Annotated in this window: 14 protein-coding genes; 5 read left to right on the forward strand and 9 right to left on the reverse strand. The window is 66.1% G+C overall.

Annotated features, from left to right (window positions below):
* On the reverse strand, positions 1-378 hold the full coding sequence (locus HV793_RS12185) for a flagellar protein FlaG (RefSeq protein WP_125470849.1): 378 nt from the start codon (positions 376-378) through the stop codon (positions 1-3).
* A 142-nt stretch (positions 379-520) separates the two neighbouring features.
* Between HV793_RS12185 and HV793_RS12190 the strand changes: the two genes are divergently transcribed.
* Entirely contained in the window at positions 521-1258 is a 738-nt protein-coding gene (locus HV793_RS12190) for an IclR family transcriptional regulator (RefSeq protein ID WP_054456704.1), read from the forward strand.
* Between the two features lie 34 nt (positions 1259-1292).
* Here the strand turns inward: HV793_RS12190 and HV793_RS12195 are convergent, their stop codons facing one another.
* The 4 genes from HV793_RS12195 to HV793_RS12210 form a co-directional block, all read right to left on the reverse strand.
* A complete protein-coding gene (locus HV793_RS12195; protein WP_054456705.1) occupies positions 1293-2459 on the reverse strand; it encodes an acyl-CoA dehydrogenase family protein in 1167 nt (388 codons plus the stop codon).
* Complete coding sequence (locus HV793_RS12200) at positions 2459-3688, reverse strand: CaiB/BaiF CoA transferase family protein (protein WP_175213239.1); 1230 nt, start codon at positions 3686-3688, stop codon at positions 2459-2461. The genes HV793_RS12195 and HV793_RS12200 overlap by 1 nt, the downstream gene beginning before the upstream one ends.
* Complete coding sequence (locus HV793_RS12205) at positions 3685-4656, reverse strand: Bug family tripartite tricarboxylate transporter substrate binding protein (RefSeq protein WP_175164531.1); 972 nt, start codon at positions 4654-4656, stop codon at positions 3685-3687. Before HV793_RS12205 ends, HV793_RS12200 begins: the two co-directional genes overlap by 4 nt.
* 67 nt (positions 4657-4723) lie before the next feature.
* Positions 4724-5140, reverse strand: coding sequence for a cupin domain-containing protein (locus HV793_RS12210; protein ID WP_054456707.1), 417 nt, complete (start codon positions 5138-5140; stop codon positions 4724-4726).
* A gap of 164 nt (positions 5141-5304) precedes the next feature.
* Between HV793_RS12210 and folC the strand changes: the two genes are divergently transcribed.
* The 4 genes from folC (at position 5305) to purF (ending at position 9533) form a co-directional block, all read left to right on the forward strand.
* On the forward strand, positions 5305-6615 hold the full coding sequence (gene folC / locus HV793_RS12215) for a bifunctional tetrahydrofolate synthase/dihydrofolate synthase (protein WP_054456708.1): 1311 nt from the start codon (positions 5305-5307) through the stop codon (positions 6613-6615).
* 63 nt (positions 6616-6678) lie between these two features.
* The gene (locus HV793_RS12220) at positions 6679-7494 is read left to right on the forward strand and encodes an SPOR domain-containing protein (RefSeq protein WP_175213240.1); all 816 of its coding nucleotides are present in this window, start codon (positions 6679-6681) and stop codon (positions 7492-7494) included.
* Positions 7494-7982, forward strand: a complete 489-nt coding sequence (locus HV793_RS12225; protein ID WP_054456710.1) for a CvpA family protein — start codon at positions 7494-7496, stop codon at positions 7980-7982. The genes HV793_RS12220 and HV793_RS12225 overlap by 1 nt, the downstream gene beginning before the upstream one ends.
* Positions 7983-8012: 30 nt before the next feature.
* The gene (purF, locus tag HV793_RS12230; RefSeq protein ID WP_054456711.1) at positions 8013-9533 is read left to right on the forward strand and encodes an amidophosphoribosyltransferase; all 1521 of its coding nucleotides are present in this window, start codon (positions 8013-8015) and stop codon (positions 9531-9533) included.
* A gap of 82 nt (positions 9534-9615) precedes the next feature.
* Here purF and HV793_RS12235 read toward each other — a convergent pair whose 3' ends face one another.
* The 4 genes from HV793_RS12235 to HV793_RS12250 form a co-directional block, all read right to left on the reverse strand.
* Positions 9616-10137: a M48 metallopeptidase family protein gene (locus tag HV793_RS12235; RefSeq protein ID WP_119451976.1), complete on the reverse strand. Its 522-nt coding sequence runs from the start codon at positions 10135-10137 to the stop codon at positions 9616-9618.
* A 90-nt stretch (positions 10138-10227) separates the two neighbouring features.
* Entirely contained in the window at positions 10228-10713 is a 486-nt protein-coding gene (locus HV793_RS12240; RefSeq protein WP_054456714.1) for a disulfide bond formation protein B, read from the reverse strand.
* Between the two features lie 51 nt (positions 10714-10764).
* A complete protein-coding gene (locus HV793_RS12245) occupies positions 10765-11478 on the reverse strand; it encodes a MarC family protein (protein WP_013393435.1) in 714 nt (237 codons plus the stop codon).
* Positions 11479-11553: 75 nt separating this feature from the next.
* Entirely contained in the window at positions 11554-14160 is a 2607-nt protein-coding gene (locus tag HV793_RS12250) for a [protein-PII] uridylyltransferase (RefSeq protein WP_054456715.1), read from the reverse strand.
* Positions 14161-14163: the final 3 nt, after the last annotated feature.

Genomic DNA, 14163 nt, shown 5'->3' on the forward strand with positions numbered 1-14163 from the left:
TCAGGCAGAGGTCTTGATGCCGTTTCCTTGCATGTTCACTATCATTTTGGCGATTTTCAGCAGTGTTTCGCTGGGAATCGTGCGTATGACGTCGCCCGATTCCGCATCCACGACAGACACAACGACCTGATGCACGTTCGGGTCTATTTCGAACTTCAGCTGCGTCGACCAAGCCTTCATCTGGTCGTTGATTTCATCCAGAGCCTTGTCCAGGGGAAGCTTTTGCGAATCGGATTGATCCGATGTCGCGCTGTCTGAAGCTCCGCTGTTCGTTGCGGCAGCTGCGGGCGCCACACTCACGGATGGGTCCGGCGCAACCGGCGCGGCCGCGACCGGCGCTGGTGCAAACGATGCGGGGGCTAGGGGGGTTACGGCCATGATCACTCCAACGGCGATGTGGGCGTCTCGGAGGAACGCGCTGTTTTCAGGGAATTCTCAGCTACCATTACGGCAGGCCCGCAGGGAACTTTAGCCGCCGGCGAGCCAGATGTTTCACGTGCTAAACAGTTCGGACCAGGTAATGAGTGTCAAGACGGCGCTGCGAGTTATCGAAATCATCGAAACCTATGCCCGCGAAAAGCGCGCGCTGCCGCTATCGGAACTGGCCCGGCTGCTGGATGTGCCGGTGTCCAGCTGCCTGGCCCTGATCCGCACCCTGACCGGCCTGGGTTATCTGTATGAAACCGGCCGGCGCCAGGGCTACTACCCGACCGGCAGGCTATTGGCCATGGCGCAGCGCATCGCCCGCGCCGATCCAGTGCTGGACCGGGTCTATCCCAGCCTTACCGAATTAAGGGACGCCACCCGCGAAACGATTGTTTTCGCCAAGCTGAGCCAGGACGGCCGGGTGGTCTACCTGGATGTGCTGGATTCCCCGCATACGATCAGATACGCGCCGGTTGCGGGTGAGTTCAAGGACGTTCACGCAAATTCGCTCGGAAAGGCGCTGCTGTCCCTGTTGGACACACCGGCCCGCGACGCCATGCTCGCGGATATGACCATGACCCGCCACAACGAGCGCACCCTGGTGACGCGCGAGGCGCTGCTGGCGGACCTGGAGCTGTCGCGCCAGCGCGGCTGGTTCATGAACAGCGGCGAGTCCATTGCGGACGTGGGCGCCATCGCCTGGCCCGTTACGCTGTCCGGCGAACACTACGCGATTTCGGTGGGCGGGCCGATCTACCGGATCGAGCCACAGCAGGAGGCCTACGCGCGCATCCTGCGCTCGGCTTGCACCGCGCTGGAGCAGCAGGCCTGACGGGCAGGCCTGGGCGCCTATCGAACGCCGTCGCTCAGTAGGACTTGGGCAGTCCCAGCACTTTCTCCGCGATGAAGCACATGATTAGCTGCGGACTGACCGGCGCGATGCGCGGAATGAAGCTTTCGCGCAGCAGGCGCTCCACATGGTATTCCTTGGCGTACCCCATGCCGCCCAGGGTCATGACCGCGGTCTGGCAGGCGTTATAGCCGGCCTCGGCCGCCAAGTATTTGGCCGAGTTGGCGTAGGGGCCGCAGGGCTTGCCCGCGTCATACAGGCTGGCGGCCTTGAATACCATAAGGTCGGCGGCTTCGAGCTGCATCCAGGCCTGGGCCAGGGGGTGCTGGATGCCTTGGTTCTGGCCGATGGGACGTCCGAATACGGTGCGTTCTCCGGCGTATTTCACCGCCCGGTCCAGGGCGGCTCGGCCGATGCCCACCGCCTCGGCCGCGATCAGGATGCGCTCGGGGTTCAGGCCGTGCAGGATGTACTCGAAACCCCGGCCTTCCTCGCCGATGCGGTCGGCCACGGGGATGCGCAGGCCGTCGATGAACAGCATGTTCGAGTCCACCGCCTTGCGGCCCATTTTCTCGATTTCGCGCACTTCTATCTTGCTGCGGTCCAGGTCTGTATAGAAGAGCGACAGGCCCTGCGTGGGCTTTTCGACGTCTGACAGCGGGGTGGTGCGGGCCAGCAGCAGCATCTTGTGGGCGACCTGGGCGGTCGAGATCCAGATCTTGCGGCCATGCACCACGTACTCGTCGCCCTGGCGCACCGCGCGGGTGCTGAGCTTGGTGGTGTCCAGTCCGGCGTCGGGTTCGGTGACGGCGAAGCAGGCCTTTTCGCGGCCCGCGATCAGGGGTGCAAGCCAGCGCTGGCGCTGCTCGTCGCTGCCGAATACCACTACCGGGTTCAGGCCGAAGATATTCATGTGGACCGCCGAGGCGCCGGTGAAGCCCGCGCCGGAAGCCGCGATGGTCTGCATCATCAGCGCCGCTTCGGTCATGCCCAGACCCGCGCCGCCATACTCCTGCGGCATGGCGATGCCCAGCCAGCCGTCGCGCGCCAGATCGGCATGCAGGGGTTCCGGAAAGCCGCCTTCGCGGTCGCGTTCCAGCCAATATTCGTCCGGATAGCGTTCGCAGATGCGGGATACGGCGTCCCGCAGGGCCAACTGGTCGGGGGTGAATTCAAAGTCCATCAGTCGTTTCCATCCAGGGTGATGCCGCGGGCCGTCATGGCGTCGATCCGGGCAGGGTCATAGCCGGCTTCGGCCAGCACCTCGCGGCTGTGCTGGCCCAGCCTGGGGGCGGGGCGGCGTATCGAGGTGGGGGTGTTTTCGTATCTGCCCAGCGGCGCGGTCGTGCGGATCCGGCCTTCGCTGGGGTGGTCCATGGGCCGGATGAAGCCGGTCGCGGCCAGGTGCTCGTCCTGCAGCAGATCGTCCACGGAATAGAGCGGCGAGGCCGGAATGTCCGCCCGCGCCAAGCCTTCCAGCCAGTCCTGGCTGCCCCGGCTGGCGATGACGTCGGCGACAAAGGCGTAGACCTCGCCGATATGGGCGGCGCGCGCGCCGTGGGTGCTGAAGCGCGAATCCCGCGACAATTCCGGGCGGCCGATCAGGTCGAAGAAGTTGCGCCAGTGTTTGTCGTTATAGATCAGCAGGCTGATATAGCCGTCGGCCGTGGCGTAAGGGCGGCGATGCGGCGCCAACAGGCGCGCGTAACCCGTGGGGCCGAGCGGGGGATCGAAGGTGGCGCCGCCGAGATGGTCCCCCAGCACGAGGTGGGCCATGCCCTCGAACATGGGGATTTCCACCTGCTGGCCTTGTCCCGTGCTGCGGGCGTGCAGCACCGCGGAGACGAGCGCGATGCCGACGTGCAGTCCGACCGCGCGGTCGGCCAGGGTCAGCGGCGCGTAGCGCGGCACATCTCCACTCTGGTGGGCGGAGAGGGCGGCGATGCCGGTCTGGCCCTGGATCAGGTCGTCATAGGCGGGACGGCCGGCGTACGGGCCGGCCTCGCCATAGCCGTAGGCGCCCAGGTAGACGATGCGCGGATTGCGCGCCGCGACCGTTTCGTAGGACAAGCCCAGCCGGGCCATCGCCTGCGGGCGGATGTTGTAGAGCAGGGCGTCGCAGCTTTCGGCCAGTTTCAGGCAGGCCTCAAGCCCCTCCGGCGTCTTCAGGTCCAGCACCACCGATCGCTTGTTGCGGTTCAGGTGCAGATAGATATGGCCCATGCCGGGGTTGCGCATGGGGCCGACGGCCCGCATGTTGTCGCCTGCCGGCGGCTCGACCTTGATGACGTCCGCCCCCAGGTCGGCGAGGACCTGGGTGGCATAGGGCCCCATCACGACGGTGCTCAGGTCCAGGATGCGTACGCCCGCCAGCGGGCCGCCGGGAGTTTCGGATTGCGGCCGGTCGCTCATTGCTGCTCGATTCCCGCGTCGCGGATCAGTTTTCCCCACAGGTCCAGCTGCGAGCCGACGAACTGGGAAAAGGCCTCGGGCGTGCTGGAAAAGGCGTCGAAACCCAGGCCGGCCAAGCGCTTTTGCACGTCAGGCTTGGCGACCACCTGATTGATCGCGGCATTCAGCTTGGCCACGATCTCCGGGGGCATGCCCGCCGGGCCGAAGTAACCGTTCCAGGAGTTCAGGTCGAAGTCCTGCACGCCGGATTCGGCCATGGACGGCAGGTCCGGGACGATGGCGCTGCGTTCGGCGGTCGACACGGCCAGCGCGCGCAGCTGGCCCGATTGCACGAAGGGCAGGCCGGAAGCCAGGTCGGTGAACATGAAATCGACCTGCCCGCCGACCACATCGGTCAGCCCTTGCGGCGTGCCTTTATAAGGTACGTGCAGGATGTCGATCTTGGCGCGGTTGGCCAGCGTGGCGCCGGCGACGATGCCCGTGCTGTTGCCGCTGGCGTAGGTGATGCGGCCCGGACGCTGGCGCGCGTCGGCCACCAGTTCGCCCACGGTCTTCCACGGGCGTTTCGGGTTCACGACCAGGATGAAGGGCAGGTTGCCGCCGCGGGCGATGGGGGTGAAGTCCTTGACCGGATCGTAGGGCACATTCTTCATCAGCCAGGGCGCGGCCGAATGCGAGGTGTTGGTGGTGACGAAGAGCGTGTAGCCGTCGGGCTTGGCGCGCGCCACGTAGTTGGCGGCGATGGTGGCGTTGGCTCCGGGCTTGTTCTCCACCACGACCTGTTGGCCGAGGATGTTGCCCAGCTCGGCGCCGAAGATGCGGCCCACGGCGTCGGTGCCGGATCCGGCGGGAAAGGGGACGATCAGGGTGATGGGTTTCGCGGGATAGTCGGCGGCGTGGGCGGCGGGGCCGGCGAACAGCGCTGCGCCGCCGATGAGGGCGGCGCCCAGCAGGCTTAGGGGTCTCATGGTTTGTCTCCTGTGTGCTTCGGGTCCAGGCGCGGTTTCTGCGTCCGCTGCCCGGGGCTGCGCCGCGTCAAGCGGCTGGGGATGGCGCCGGAAAGCCGCGTATCACGCGGTCTGGGGATTCTTCATAAGGGGGCGTATAGATCACCAGCAGGCGGGCGGGCTCGTCGCTGGTGACGGTGAAGACGTGCGGAATGTCCGGGGGGAAATAGCAGCAGTCGCCGGGTCCCATGTCGGCCCATTCGTCCTGCACCTGCGCGCGCGCCGTGCCGGACAGCAGATAGCAGACCTGCTCGATGCCGGGGTGGGCGTGCGGCAGGGCGCCCTTGCCCTTGTCGATCACGCCCAGCAGCACTTCCACGCCCCGGGAGCCGACGGTGTCCGGGCCGATCAGGCGCCGGTTCAGGGTGCCGGTGTGATTGGCGGGGTGGTAGCCGGGCACGTCGGCCTCGCGCACCAGCCAGGCGGGAGTCTTGCTTTGCGTCATGGTTGATCCGTTTAAATTTTCATACGTGAAATTATTTTTATGTATGAGAAAAATAGTGGCAAGCAGTTTTTCGCTGCGGATACCTTGCCGCTCCCTGGGGGATTAGGGAAAACACCGGGCGCGGACTGCTAAAATCGAAGGCTGATCTCACTACCGGCTTTGTCATGTCTTCTGCCCGCACGCCCGACGTTTCCGCCACCCTGTCCGATTGGCTGCAGTACCTGGAATCGATCCACGCCACCGCCATCGACATGGGTCTGGACCGGGTGCGCGAGGTGGCGGGGCGCCTGGGGCTGGAGCTGTCCGGCGTGAAGTTCGTCGTCGGCGGCACCAACGGCAAGGGTTCCACCTGTGCCATGCTGGAGGCAATCCTGCTTGCGGCCGGCTACAAGGTCGGGCTGTACACGTCCCCGCACCTGATCAATTTCAACGAACGCGCCCGCATCAATGGCCAGATCGCCACGGACGAGGCCTTGATCGCCCAGTTCCAGGCGGTCGAAGCCGCGCGCGGCGACGTGTCGCTGACGTACTTCGAGTTCACCACGCTGGCAATCCTGCGACTGTTCTCGCAGTCGAAACTGGACGCCGTGGTGCTGGAAGTCGGCCTGGGCGGACGGCTGGACGCCGTCAATATCGTCGATGCGGATTGCTCCGTCGTCACCAGCGTGGACCTGGACCACACCGACTGGCTGGGGGATACGCGCGAGAAAATCGGCTTCGAGAAAGCCCACATCTACCGCAGCGGCCGGCCGGCGATCTGCAGCGATCCCATGCCGCCGCAATCGCTGCTGGACCACGTCCAGGAAATCGGCGCGGACCTGTGGCTGTTCGGACGCGACTTCAACTATTCCGGCGACCGCCAGCAATGGGCCTATGGCGGCCGCGAACAGCGGCGCAACTCGCTGGCCTATCCGGCGCTGCGTGGCGCCAACCAGCTGCTGAACGCGTCGGCCGCGCTGGCCGCGCTGGAATCGGTGCGCGACCGCCTGCCGGTGCCGCAACAGGCCGTGCGCCTGGGCTTGCTGCAGGCGTCGCTGCCGGGCCGTTTCCAGATCCTGCCGGGCCAGCCCGCGGTCATCCTGGACGTGGCGCACAATCCGCATGCCGCGGCGGTGCTGGCGCAGAACCTGGACAACATGGGCTTTCATCCCTACACCCACGCGGTGTTCGGCATGCTCAACGACAAGGATCTGGCCGGCGTCATCGCCAAGCTCGGCACGCGCATCGACAACTGGTACTGCGCCGGCTTGCCGGGGCCGCGCGGCACCTCTGGAGACGCGCTGGCGGAGCAGGTCGCCGCCGCGCTGCCGCCTGCGCCGGCGGATGGCGAAAAACCAGGTATCTCCGCTTACCCGGATCCCGCCCAGGCCTTTGCGGCAGCGCGCGAACGGGCAGGGGAGAATGATAGAATCGTGGTGTTCGGCTCGTTTCTCACCGTAGCCTCGGTTTTGCAGGCTCTGGGTCGCAAGGCATAGGCAGCAGCGGGTCAGTCGCGTCCAGGCGGCCCGCCGCCATATCGCCGCAAGGAATTCTCCTCCATGGGTTTTTTCAAACGCAAAGATCCTGCCGACCAGGCGCAGTCCTCCAAGCGGGCGGCTGTGCCCAGCGAGGTGCAGGCTGCGGAGCTGCGCGGTCGCGCGCGGCGCAGGCTGGCAGGCGCTGTCGCGCTGGTGCTGGCAGCCGTCATCATCCTTCCCATGGTGCTCGATTCGCAGCCCACGCCTGTGGACGACAACATTCCCATCAGGGTGCCGGAACGCAATACGCCGTTCCAGCCGCAAGTGACCGAACCGCAAGTCGCCGCGCCGCAGACGCCCGCGCCGGGCAGTGCTGCGCCGACGGATCCTTCGGCCATCCCGACGCCGCCTCCCGTGACGTCCGTGCAGCCGCCGGCGACGACGACGCCTCCGGCCGCGCAACCTGCGACGCCGCCCGCGACGGCGGCCGTCACGCCGCCCAAGCCCGAGCCCAAGCCGGCTACGCCGCCCAAGCCGGACCCCAAGCCCGCGACGCCGGCCAAGCCCGATAACCGATCGGATGATGGCGCGCGCGCGCTGGCCTTGCTGGAAGGGCGTTCGGCGCCTGCGGCTTCGGCGCCCGCGCCCAAGCCCGCCGCCAAGGGCAATTTCGTGTTGCAGATCGCCGCCTATACGACCTCCGAGGACGCTCAGTCGCGGCGCGGCAAGCTGCACCAGGCCGGCGTCACCAACGCATTCGTGGAACAAGCCACCATCAATGGCAAACAGCAGTACCGTCTGCGGGTGGGGCCGTTCCCCTCGCGCGAGGCGGCGCAGGCGGCCCAGGCGCGGTTGCGCACCCTGGGCTATGACAATGGTTTCATCGCCGCCCAATAGTGACCGGCTTCGACTTCGTCGTGCTGGCCATCCTGGTGGTTTCGGGTGTGCTGGGCCTGGTGCGCGGCCTGCTCAAAGAGGTGCTATCGCTGGTCGCCTATCTGCTGGCCTTCGTGGCGGCGATATGGTGGGGGCCCACGGTCTATGCCTGGCTGGAGCCCTATATTGAAACGACGCTGCTGCGCATGGGAGTCTCGTACGCCGCGGTGTTCATCATCGTGCTGCTCGGCGTGGGCTTGGTCAACATGACGCTTGCCGCCCTGATCCGCAGCACCGGACTGAGTCCCGCCGACCACGGCCTGGGCGGGATGTTCGGGCTGGCCCGTGGCCTGTTGATCGTGCTGGCGCTGGTCGCCGCCGCAGGCTACACGCCGCTGCCGCAGGAGCCGTGGTGGAAGGACGCCATGTTTTCGCATTCGGCCATCGAGGCCATCAAACATATCAAGACGTGGCTGCCGCCGTCCCTGGCGACGTGGCTGCCGTATTGATTAGCTTTAAATCAACCAGGAAATCTCACCATGTGTGGAATCGTAGGGGTCATCGGGCGCGGGCCGGTCAACCAGCTGCTCTATGACAGCTTGCTGCTGTTGCAGCATCGCGGGCAGGACGCCGCGGGCATCGCGACATCGCAAGGTAACCAATTCAATATGTACAAGGCTCACGGCCTGGTGCGCGACGTCTTCCGCACGCGCAACATGCGCGCGCTGCCGGGTACGTCGGGCGTCGGCCAGGTCCGCTATCCCACCGCGGGCTCCAGCGCCAGCGAGGAAGAGGCCCAGCCGTTCTACGTCAACGCGCCGTTCGGCATCATGTTGTCCCACAACGGCAACCTGACCAACTGGCGCGAACTGCGCGAATCGCTCTACCGCGTTGACCGCCGCCACATCAACACCAACTCCGATTCCGAAGTCCTGCTGAACGTGCTGGCGCACGAGCTGCAATCGGCGGCCAGCGGCGTGTCGCTGGACGACGACGCCATCTTCCGCGCCGTATCGGCCCTGCACAAGCGCGTGCGCGGCGCCTATGCCGTGGTGGCGCAGATTTCTGGTTACGGCCTGCTGGCCTTCCGTGATCCCAACGGCATCCGTCCGCTGTGCATCGGTCGCCAGGAAACCGAAGAGGGCGTGGAGTGGATGGTCGCATCGGAATCGGTGGCGCTGGAAGGCAGCGGCTTTGCCTTCGTGCGCGACGTCGAGCCCGGCGAAGCCGTGTTCATCGACCTGGACGGCCGCTTCGTCAGCCGCCAGTGCGCCGACAATCCGCAACTGGTGCCCTGCATTTTCGAGTACGTGTACTTCGCGCGTCCGGACTCCCTGATCGACGGCGTGTCGGTGTATGACGCCCGTCTGCGCATGGGCGAGTACCTGGCCGACAAGGTCGCGCGCAACATGCGCCTGGGCGATATCGACGTGGTCATGCCGATTCCGGACTCCTCGCGTCCCGCAGCTATGCAGTTGGCCGCCCGCCTGAACCTGGACTACCGCGAAGGCCTGATCAAGAACCGCTACGTGGGCCGCACCTTCATCATGCCGGGCCAGGCCGTGCGCCGTAAGTCCGTGCGCCAGAAACTCAATGCCATCGGCATGGAATTCAAGGGCAAGAACGTGCTGCTGGTGGACGACTCCATCGTGCGCGGCACGACCAGCCGCGAGATCGTGGACATGGCTCGCGCCGCAGGCGCCAACAAGGTCTACTTCGCCTCGGCTGCTCCCCCGGTGCGTTTCCCGAACGTCTACGGCATCGACATGCCTACGCAGAGCGAACTCATCGCCACCGGCCGTAGCGACGAGGAAATTGCCCGCGCCATCGGCGCCGACTCGCTGGTCTACCAGGACCTGCACGACATGCAGCAGGCGGTGCGGGACATCAACCCCAAGCTGTCGCGCTTCGAGGCTTCGTGCTTTGACGGCCAGTACGTCACGGGCGACATCACCCCTGAATACTTGGCTCGCCTGGGCCAGTCCCGTGGCGAACCCGGTGAGGAAGGCGGGGCCAGCGGCCTGCAGTTCAACATGGGCTACGCCGCCAGCGACGCCTGACGCGTTTGTCTGATAGCAAGAAAATGCCGTCCTTCGGGACGGCATTTTTTATTGCGGGGTACTGGGCGCCTGCACTGCGATATCAGGCCGCGGCCTTCCACAAGTTTTCGCGTGTCGCCTCCAGGTGCGTCAGATACAGCCGCAAGTCGAACTCATACTGGTGGTACTGCGGCTCCATGCGCAGGCACAGGTTGTAGAAGGCCTTGTTATGGTCCTTTTCCTTCAGGTGGGCCAGTTCATGCACCGTGATCATCTTCAGGAATTCCGCCGGCACGGTCTTGAACAATGTGGCCACCCGGATTTCGTGCTTGGCCTTCAGCTTGCCGCCCTGCACGCGCGAGATATACGTGTGTTGTCCCAGCGCGTGCTGGATCACATGGATCTTGCTGTCGAAGGCGACCTTGTTGATCTGGTCGCCGTTGCGCATGTAGCTGTTCTTCAGGTCCGTTACGTATTGGTAGAGCGCCCGGTCGGTGCGCACGTCGTGGGGGCCGGCAGGGTAGCGCGCCAGCAGCGCCGCGCCCAGCTTGCCTTGGTCGAGCAGCTTTTGGGCCTGGGCGAGCAGGGATTCCGGGTATCCGGTCAGGTATTTCAGATTGGACATGATCAAGGCGGGGACGGCGCCGGAGCGAGACCAGGCTTCCCCGCGTTTGGCCGCCGCCCGCGATGCTGCGGGCGGCGTCAGGAAGGGCTGTTACTGCGATCCGCCGCGCCGGAACACGACCGGCAGCGCCATGAAGAAAATGATGACGAAGAGCGCCAGGCTCCACAGTGCATATTCGATGCCCAGCACCGGCACTTTGGCGTCCATGCAAGTGGCATAGATGCCGAACAGCCACGGCACGGCGCTTTCCAGGCCGATGCCGGTCATGAAGCGGTCGGCGAAGGTCTGGTCGCAGGACAGCATGTTGGCCGCTACGCTGTACTGATACCAGGCCGCGGCGATACCGCCCAGGGACAATAGCGCGGTGAGCGCGCCGCACAGGCGCGTCAGGGCGCGTCCGCCGCCGAATCCGCCCACCAGCGCAATCACGCCGATCACCAGGTAGATCAGGCGCTGCATGACGCACCAGGCGCAGGGCGGCATGTCGAAGACGTGCTGGGAAACGAGGGCAAGGCCGACGGCGCCGAAGCAGAAGAGGGCGATCAGGCGGAGCAGGCGTTCTGAGCGAGAGGTCATTGTTGCTTTGCAAGGGTTGGAAAAGGGGCCGGACGCGGCCCCGAGCCAGGCTTAGGCCTTGGGAATCGGAATTGGTTGCATCACTTGCTGCAACACGCCCAGCAGCAGTTCGCGCGAGCCTTCCCAGAAGATCTGTACGCCGAGGCACAGCATGATGAAGGCCGAGAGGCGCATGAACACGGCGGTGCCATTGTCGCCCAGGCGGTGCAGCATTTGCGCGGCAAAGCGCAGGCAGATGTAGAGCGTGACCGATACGACGATGATGCCCGGAATGGATCCGCCCAGCCGCACCAGGCTCAGCACGTGGTTCTGATCGCGCAGCGACACCCCCACGGTGATGGCCGCGGCGATGGATCCGGGACCGCAGCTGATGGGGAAGGTCAGCGGATAGAACGCGCGGGCCTTGGCCATCTCCGGGGTGAACGACTCGGCCATGCGCGCCACGCGCTCGGTATCGGCGTCGGGCGAATTCACCAGCCGCCAGGCGCTGGCGATCACGAGCATGCCGCCGCCGACCCGCACGATGGACAGCGAAATGCCGAAGAAACTAAGCAGCACGTTGCCCGCGACCATGGCGACGATCAGCATCAGGCAGACATTGATGGCCACGCGCTTGGCCAGCACCATCCGGGTGGATGATGACGCGCCCTCGGTCAGCGACAGGAAGATCGGCGCGATCGCGGGCGGGTTCAGAAAGGGCAGCAGGGTGGCCAGCGCGAAAAAGAAGCTGGTGCCGAAAACGCGCAGATAATCGTTTAGCTCCATGGGGAGGGTATCGCCTGGCCGAAAACCGGGATTGTATGCGGTCCCGGCGGCGCTGGCGATGCCAGGCACCCGTGATCAGGCGGCGCGCTGCTGGGCTTCCTCGCCCGCCAGGGCGTCCAGGACGTCGCGTTCGAACTGCATCTGGCTGCGCGGGCGCGTCAGCGCCGAACCGTCGACGATGAAGACGTCTTCGACCCGGTCCCCCAGCGTCATGATCTTGGCCATCAGCAGGTTCACTTCGTGCCCGGCGAAGACGCGCGCCAGCGCGTGCAGCAGGCCGGGGCGGTCGGTCGCGGTTACCGACAGGCGCCAGGAGGTGCTGCGCTCGTCGGGCTGCAGTTCGGCCTGCGGCATGACCGGGAACACCCGTGACACGCGGGACTGCCGGCCGCGGCCGTAGTAGCCGCCGCGCGCGGGCTGTTGCAAGGCGGCGGCGTGCGGGTCCTTGAGGCGTTCGGCCAACTCGTGTTCGACCAGGGTGGCCTGGGCGCGCAGGTCGCTGGCGCCTTCCGGCAACAGCACGATGAAGCTGTCCAGCGCCCAGCCGTGGCGCGTGGTGTGGATGCGCGCATCCTGAATGGAAAGCGATTTGGCGTCGAAATAGCCGCAGATCGCCACGAACAGGTCGGGCGCATCGCGGGTGTACACCATGATCTGCAGGCCTTCGCCATGTTCGGTGGGGCGGGCCTTGACCACTGCCTGCGCTGGCGCGACCTGATGATAAAGATGGCGCGTGTGCCAGGCGATGTCCGAGGCGTCGTGGCGCAGGAAATACGCCACGTCGAGCTGGTTCCAGAAGGCTTCCCGGGCATCGTCGCGCAGGCCCGCCAGTCGGGTCAGGCGGGCGGCTTCTTCCTTGCGCTCGGTCAGGACGGTGTGGGCGTCGGCGTGGGCGCCGCCCAGGGCGGCCAGCGTCAGCTTGTACAGGTCTTCCAGCAACTTGCCTTTCCAGGCATTCCAGACCTTGGGGCTGGTGCCGCGGATATCGGCCACCGTCAGCAGGTATAGGGCGGTCAGGTGGCGTTCGTCCTTCACGGTGGCGGCGAAGTCCTGCACCACGGCCGGATCGGACAGGTCGCGCTTCTGCGCCACGGCTGACATCAGCAGGTGCTGGCGGACCAGGAATTCGACCAGCTTGGCGTCCTCGGGCTCCATGCCGTGGTCTTGGGCGAACTTGCGCACTTCGCGCGCTCCCAGTTCGGAATGGTCGCCGCCGCGGCCCTTGGCAATGTCGTGGAACAGCGCGGCCACATACAGCAGCCAGTGCCGGTCCAGGCCGGCGATCAGCTGGCTGGCCAGCGGATACTCCTGGGCATGTTCCGGCATGGTGAAGCGGCGCAGGTTGCGCACCACCGCCAGCGTGTGCTGATCCACCGTATAGGCGTGGAACAGGTCATGCTGCATCTGGCCGACGATGCGGCGGAATACCGGCAGATAGCGCGGCAGGATGTTCAGCATGGTCATGCGCCGCAGCTCATGCACGATGCCGCGCGGCTGCTGCAGGATCTGCAGGAACAGCTTGCGGTTGACCGGGTTGCGGCGGAATTGCGCGTCGATGCGGTGGCGCGAATGCCAGATGGCGCGCAGCGTGCGCGCCGACATGCCGGTCAGTTCCGGATGCTGTTGCATCACCAGGAAGGCCCGCAGCAGCAGGGTGGGATTGCGCTCGAAACCGTCGTCGCGAATGATGTCCAGGCGGTCGCGCAGATTGCGGAAGTCGTCGTCGATGTCGCGCGCGTCGCTGTCCGGACGCGGGAACAGCCGTTCCTCGATGTTTTGCACCAGGATGCCGTTCAGCTGGGTCACCAGCCGCGCCGCCCAGTAGTAGCGCTGCATCAGCAGCTCGCTGCCGCGGCGGGTGGCGGTGGCGTGGATGCCATAGACTTCGGCCAGGGCGGGCTGCAGGTCGAACAGCACGCGGTCTTCGCGCCGGTTCGCCAGCAGGTGCAATTCGATGCGCAGGCGCTTGAAGGCTTGTTCTGCTTTGCGCAGGTCGCGCGCCTCGGACGAGGTCAGCAGGCCGGCTTGCGCCACCGAGCGCCAGCTGTTGCCAAAGCCAGCTGCCCGGGCCATCCACAGGATGACCTGCAGGTCGCGCAGTCCGCCCGGCGACTCCTTGCAGTTCGGCTCCAGCGCATAGGGCGTGTCCTGGTAGCGCGCGTGGCGCTGCTGCATTTCGACGCGCTTGGCGCGAAAGAACGCGCGCGGGTCCAGGCGCGACTTGGTCGCGGCTTCGAAGGCCTTCATCAGCGTGCGGCTGCCCGCCAGCCAGCGGGATTCGAGCAAAGCCGTTTCCACGGTGATATCGGCGTCCGCCTCGCGTTCGCAGTCCTCGATGGTGCGCACGCTATGGCCCGGCTCCAGGCCCAGGTCCCACAGCGAGGCCACCAGCTTTTCGATGGCCGACTCGTCCTCGGGCGTGGGAGCGTGCGGCAGCAGGATCAGCAGGTCCACGTCGGAGTGCGGGTAAAGCTCGCCCCGGCCATAGCCGCCCACGGCCGCCAGCGTGGCGCCGGCGGGCAGGGGGCAATGCTTGATCAGGTCGCGCAGCGCGGCGTCGACGATGCGGCGCAGCTCGGACAGCAGGGTGTCTGGCCGCAGGTGCGTGCGGAATTGCGCCACCGCGGTCCGCCGGGCTTCCTGGATGCGTTCGCGCAGGGCGCTGAGAATGGCGGCGGTCATGGT

Origin of the sequence: Achromobacter aegrifaciens (assembly GCF_902859965.1) — a bacterium.
In the GTDB taxonomy this organism is placed as follows: Bacteria; Pseudomonadota; Gammaproteobacteria; order Burkholderiales; family Burkholderiaceae_B; genus Achromobacter; species Achromobacter aegrifaciens.

What these genes read in the sequence shown, in the direction of transcription:
- HV793_RS12185 (WP_125470849.1), bottom strand. Translation starts at nt 378, where the DNA reads ATGGCCGTAACCCCCCTAGCCCCCGCATCGTTTGCACCAGCGCCGGTC.
- HV793_RS12190 (WP_054456704.1), top strand. Translation starts at nt 521, where the DNA reads ATGAGTGTCAAGACGGCGCTGCGAGTTATCGAAATCATCGAAACCTAT.
- HV793_RS12195 (WP_054456705.1), bottom strand. Translation starts at nt 2,459, where the DNA reads ATGGACTTTGAATTCACCCCCGACCAGTTGGCCCTGCGGGACGCCGTA.
- HV793_RS12200 (WP_175213239.1), bottom strand. Translation starts at nt 3,688, where the DNA reads ATGAGCGACCGGCCGCAATCCGAAACTCCCGGCGGCCCGCTGGCGGGC.
- HV793_RS12205 (WP_175164531.1), bottom strand. Translation starts at nt 4,656, where the DNA reads ATGAGACCCCTAAGCCTGCTGGGCGCCGCCCTCATCGGCGGCGCAGCG.
- HV793_RS12210 (WP_054456707.1), bottom strand. Translation starts at nt 5,140, where the DNA reads ATGACGCAAAGCAAGACTCCCGCCTGGCTGGTGCGCGAGGCCGACGTG.
- folC (WP_054456708.1), top strand. Translation starts at nt 5,305, where the DNA reads ATGTCTTCTGCCCGCACGCCCGACGTTTCCGCCACCCTGTCCGATTGG.
- HV793_RS12220 (WP_175213240.1), top strand. Translation starts at nt 6,679, where the DNA reads ATGGGTTTTTTCAAACGCAAAGATCCTGCCGACCAGGCGCAGTCCTCC.
- purF (WP_054456711.1), top strand. Translation starts at nt 8,013, where the DNA reads ATGTGTGGAATCGTAGGGGTCATCGGGCGCGGGCCGGTCAACCAGCTG.
- HV793_RS12235 (WP_119451976.1), bottom strand. Translation starts at nt 10,137, where the DNA reads ATGTCCAATCTGAAATACCTGACCGGATACCCGGAATCCCTGCTCGCC.
- HV793_RS12240 (WP_054456714.1), bottom strand. Translation starts at nt 10,713, where the DNA reads ATGACCTCTCGCTCAGAACGCCTGCTCCGCCTGATCGCCCTCTTCTGC.
- HV793_RS12245 (WP_013393435.1), bottom strand. Translation starts at nt 11,478, where the DNA reads ATGGAGCTAAACGATTATCTGCGCGTTTTCGGCACCAGCTTCTTTTTC.
- HV793_RS12250 (WP_054456715.1), bottom strand. Translation starts at nt 14,160, where the DNA reads ATGACCGCCGCCATTCTCAGCGCCCTGCGCGAACGCATCCAGGAAGCC.